This window comes from Marinoscillum furvescens DSM 4134 (assembly GCF_003386095.1).
GTDB classification, from domain to species: domain Bacteria; phylum Bacteroidota; class Bacteroidia; order Cytophagales; family Cyclobacteriaceae; genus Marinoscillum; species Marinoscillum furvescens.
In genome coordinates this window covers 1-3883 of the sequence record NZ_QREG01000046.1, presented here as the reverse complement: position 1 = coordinate 3883, position 3883 = coordinate 1, and the positions used below count along the sequence as shown (strand labels likewise).

The window sequence follows — 3883 nt, the reverse complement described above, 5'->3', positions numbered from 1 at the left end:
CTGGGTCGTAAAAACTATCTCTTCGCAGGGTCTCATGACGCAGCACAGTGGGCAGCCGTGCTCTATTCATTCCTTGCCACCTGCAAGGCCAACGAGGTGGAGCCTCATCAGTGGCTAAGAAAGACCCTGCAAGTCATACCAGATACCAAGGTAAATGACCTCTCCAAGCTACTGCCAACAACCTAAATAGCGCTTAACACAAAAATCTAATTATTACAGACGCTCAACACCGAAGGGATACCCGGTAATCACCGACAGATTGTATGCGGGAGGTGTTACAGGGCTGGCGTTCGTGGGGCACTCCTGGTGGGGCACGGTCGTTTACTGGATGATGAGCTTTGGATTTTGTTGGAGCGTCAGTTTATGTAGAAATTCTGGAGCAAAATCAGCACCGCAATCCCAACCTATAGTCCACCTGTCTTTAGTGAAAGTTTTAAAATATTCGACATCTTTCAGCGGCTCGAAGACTTCTCCCCAAATTTCTTGTTTTAAATCTACCACACCAGATAAACCATCCGAAAAAGTAAGTCGTACTTGATAATCTTTAAGGTATTCTGCCTTTTCTACTTTTACTAGTAATGTATCTCTATCCATCAGTCTAAAGGTTTGATTTTATTCAAAGGCTTTCTTTCTTCAATACGTTTCCAGTTTTCCAAGTGTTCATCATTATCATGGGACACTTTCCCCACTATCTCGATAGGGCAGATCCTTTGATTACCTACAGGCCGTACGCGGGCTGGTGTGACTGGGTCGTCCACGACAAAGCCATTCGCCACCGGATTGGTGTTCGTGGGGCACGCCTAGTGGGGCACGCCTAGTGGGGCACGCTAAGTGAGGCGCATCCCATCAGTTACGACTGGTGGGGCCGTCTACTCGATTATGTTTCTTTATTTTATAAGTTCTCTCATTTTTCGAATTCTTGTGCTGTCCAGAACAAGGCTGTCACCTTGATAAAACGCAGTTGGTGCTATGATGAAGTCTATTATATAGTCGCCTAGCTCGGCGGAATCAGAAAGTGATATTTCATTAAAAATTCTAGTAGCATTCGTATTGCGCCAATTTGCCTCTTGATTATAGCCTCTTACGATAGCTTCTTTGCTATTAGTGCTTGATGACTGAGCAAAGCTGGTTTTAACGTTTGGGAGACTGTGCCAATTCAGTGATTTAATGGCATTTTTAAAATCGTTATTATGTAGATAATCATCAATTTCATGCTCAATAATAAGTTTCTTTATTTCAGAAAAATTATCAATTTCGGTCGCCATAAGCATTAAACTGTCTCGTGCTTGTTGGCTTTTGTTTTTTGATAGCAGCAATTCAACTTTTTCTCGAAATTTATTACTAGTATTATTTTCCAGCACGGCAGCTACAATGAAATAAACTGCAACAAGCAACCCAATACCCAACAGAATTACAAAAACTCTAACATCAATTTCGAATAGAGCGTTTTTGATTTTTGTTCGCTGAATAATTAGAATTTGTACTTCGTCATCAGTCAACCCAATTTCTCTACCTCTTTCAAAAATCATAGAATTGGCCAAGTCAAAAACTGAATCATCCTTCAGTGATTCATCAATGAACTCAATAAGTTGATCCTTATTCTCAACTTTTCTCTTTCTGGTATGTTCGAGTTCTTCTAGCCACTCATAAACCCTTTTAGTTTCTTCAGGAGTCGCTTTCGCCTTTGTTGATCCCTTGCGTATATAAACCTCATCCTTCTTTATATTGCCAAAGTCTCGAATAGCCATTGAAGGACTATTGAATGAAGGAAGGTATATCTCAATAATTCCAAATTTCTTTCCTTCAAATTCAACTTGGTGTAATATGAAATCCGGGACTGGTTTTACCTTATCCTTGAGTTTATCTTGTAATACTGCGTCATCCGGGAGATTACTAACTCCAACCAAATCAATAGCTTTCCCATTTTTTTCTAGAACTCCAAAGATCAGATAGCCATTTCCTTCTCGCTGAGTATTGTAAATTGACAGAATGTCTTTAATAAACTCTGAAACGTAATTCTTCTTTTTTACATCAGAATCCGTATCAAAATCATAAAATTCTGTTTTGAAGTCCAGTGTCTTGCCTTCCGATGATTCAATTAATTCCTGAAATTTCTCAATGGTCATAAATTGGTCGGTGACGCAGTGAATGAAAGATAACGCCCAACTCGTAAAATGAGTATGCGCCCCACTTGCTAGAAGCAGCAAAGTTTCTAGTTTGCAATGTCATATAAGATGGCTCAGTTCGCATATTCATTTTAGTATCTGTTACCTGTTTTTATTTGGTGAATATAGAAGGGACCTGAGGTAATCCACACCATTTAGCAATTTTATTGTACTTACTAGATAGATCTTTAAATATTTCCCATCCCGATTCAGCCGCTTTAATCGCGTTTTGCAAATCACTATTTCCATCTGTAATTGTCTCAATTATTCTACGGAATTTGCTCATTGCTGGTGATTTTTTGACTTTTTCAGGATTCGTTTCCTTTTCTATTGCCTCTAAAGAACCTTCTAACTCGTGAAATGCTAAAAATGCAGCGCTTGCAGTAGGTAAACTTTCTTTCAATTCATTGATTGTCCCCAAAGTAGCGGATATATCTTTATTAATAGTGATCGAACTGCTTGAGGATATATTTGGACGAAAATCTATCAAAATAGGGTTTTTATTCGCTAACCCTTCTCCAACAATACCCATAAGTTTTTCTATCTGTCCAGCTTGAACGTTAATAATATCCTGCTGGCTTTCTATTCTGTATTTAGCAATTCTTAATTCATTTTTTATCTCAAGAACAAGTTTATCATTCTGGGTGAATTTTTCAGGAGTTTCCTTCCCAGTAACTATTAATTCATATTCATGTAAGGCTTTTTCAATAATTTCTGATTTACCATCCTCCTTCTCTATTATGAGCCTTACATGTAGCCCATCTTGTTCAATTTTAACTTTTGCGTCTTCATCTGGGTATTGTTCACGTAGATATGTCCCGAAGAAATTCAAAATATTCAATCCAGCTTGATGATACTCAGGAGGAAACTCAATGCATCTATCTACAACTGTTTGTATATCAACTAAGGGGTCTGACTCTATTTCGAAAACCTCAAGACCATTAATGGTAAATTGATCAGAATAACCTAAAATAAGAAATTGATATGGATGACTTAAAGGACTAAGCATATCAAGTTGACGCTGGTATAACTCGAAAGTTGACCTATGCAATCTTCGACCATCCATGTTCTGTTGATAATCAGAAACTGGTACTACCATGATAGGGATTTTAGCAGCACCATGTCGAATTGCCAAAGTGGTTTGCTGAAATAGCCATCGACTTAAGTCATGTATTAAAAGAGATCCAATACTAATCGTTGCGCTTATTCCATTTTTCACCGGCCCAAGTCGACCAATATTTACTCGTTGACCAGTATTAGAGTATAAAGTTCGATTAACAATTTCCCATCCTTTCTGAAACAGAGTGTTTTCCCAAATCTCATAAGGATTTGGTCTCTCTTCGTTCTTCTGCTGTTCTGCCTCCAGATCATGAATGTAGGTTGTTACTGCTGATTGTAACTCTTCAAATTCTTCTGAGTGATGACTTTTAAGATCACTCCATGCGTCTTTATATGAAATAATTTTTGTGATCTGCATCGTGTAATTAATTACCGCCAACAAAAGTGTCTAGCACACTTAGTGCACTATAACCTATTATACCCGTCGAAGATAATGGTTTTTAAGAAAATCGTGAATACCTAAACTATCGAACAAGCCCTGTCAAGTAATTTTAGGACGGGTCCCTTTGTCGACTGTTTGGCAAAAGCCGCCAAGGGTGGTATCACTGGCATCAGACTAAGACATCTCACATCTTACTAGAATCCATCGTGGTGAAGCT

The 3883-nt window shown here is 38.5% G+C and carries 4 protein-coding genes; 1 reads left to right on the top strand and 3 read right to left on the bottom strand.

Features of this window, described 5'->3' with window-relative positions; genetic code table 11:
* On the top strand, positions 1 to 186 hold a 186-nt coding region (locus tag C7460_RS24440; RefSeq protein ID WP_185148315.1), incomplete at its 5' end, for a transposase domain-containing protein.
* Between the two features lie 135 nt (positions 187 to 321).
* Here C7460_RS24440 and C7460_RS23310 read toward each other — a convergent pair.
* The 3 genes from C7460_RS23310 to C7460_RS23295 all read right to left on the bottom strand — a co-directional run bounded on the left by C7460_RS23310 (position 322) and on the right by C7460_RS23295 (position 3642).
* Positions 322 to 594, bottom strand: a complete 273-nt coding sequence (locus C7460_RS23310) for a DUF2442 domain-containing protein (protein WP_115870546.1) — start codon at positions 592 to 594, stop codon at positions 322 to 324.
* 293 nt (positions 595 to 887) lie between these two features.
* Entirely contained in the window at positions 888 to 2126 is a 1239-nt protein-coding gene (locus tag C7460_RS23300; RefSeq protein WP_115870545.1) for an AlbA family DNA-binding domain-containing protein, read from the bottom strand.
* 151 nt (positions 2127 to 2277) lie between these two features.
* A complete protein-coding gene (locus C7460_RS23295; RefSeq protein ID WP_115870544.1) occupies positions 2278 to 3642 on the bottom strand; it encodes a hypothetical protein in 1365 nt (454 codons plus the stop codon).
* Positions 3643 to 3883: the final 241 nt, after the last annotated feature.

Bases quoted from the DNA above. Each gene is read 5' to 3' on its own strand.
- C7460_RS23310 (WP_115870546.1), bottom strand. From the start codon at position 594: ATGGATAGAGATACATTACTAGTAAAAGTAGAAAAGGCAGAATACCTT.
- C7460_RS23300 (WP_115870545.1), bottom strand. From the start codon at position 2,126: ATGACCATTGAGAAATTTCAGGAATTAATTGAATCATCGGAAGGCAAG.
- C7460_RS23295 (WP_115870544.1), bottom strand. From the start codon at position 3,642: ATGCAGATCACAAAAATTATTTCATATAAAGACGCATGGAGTGATCTT.